The organism is Streptomyces sp. WM6386, assembly GCF_000972385.1.
In the GTDB taxonomy this organism is placed as follows: Bacteria; Actinomycetota; Actinomycetes; order Streptomycetales; family Streptomycetaceae; genus Streptomyces.
Map to the genome: position 1 here is coordinate 1 of NZ_JXTE01000490.1, position 452 is coordinate 452.

The following is a 452-nucleotide window of genomic DNA, read 5'->3' on the forward strand; positions in this document are numbered from 1 at the left end:
GTTCATGATGGGACGACTTGCGGCCTTCGCCAGCTAGCCAGGCTCTCCTAAATAGTCTCACCCCGTTGGGCTAGTTTCGCCACCGTGTGCGTTTAGTTGATGCAGCTAAAGGATGTCTTGCAATCGAGAGCTGGGTGTAACAGATCGAGTGGTCCTGTTCTTTAGCGAGTTGAGGACAGTTGCCCGTCCTTAAAGCTCGTAACACGATCTTGTTGAGATGCCCTGGTGGGGCGTGACCGGTCTGGCGAATCGGCCGTTCGTGATGCTGTGAGTACTCGGCCGTGGATCGTGGATGACGACTTGTGGGCGCTGATCGAACCGCTGCTGCCGCCCTGGCCCGAGCGATCGCCAGGGCCACGGCCGGTGGCAGACAGACTCTGCCTGCAAGGCATCCTGTACGTCCTCTACAACGACATAGCCTGGCAACTCCTGCCCCGGGAGCTGGGCTTCGC

1 protein-coding gene is annotated in these 452 nt (G+C 59.3%); it reads left to right on the forward strand.

Annotated elements, in window-relative coordinates; translation table 11 throughout:
* Positions 1–288 precede the first annotated feature (288 nt).
* A partial coding sequence (locus TN53_RS46470) for a transposase (RefSeq protein ID WP_159038290.1) occupies positions 289–452 on the forward strand: 164 nt, incomplete at its 3' end.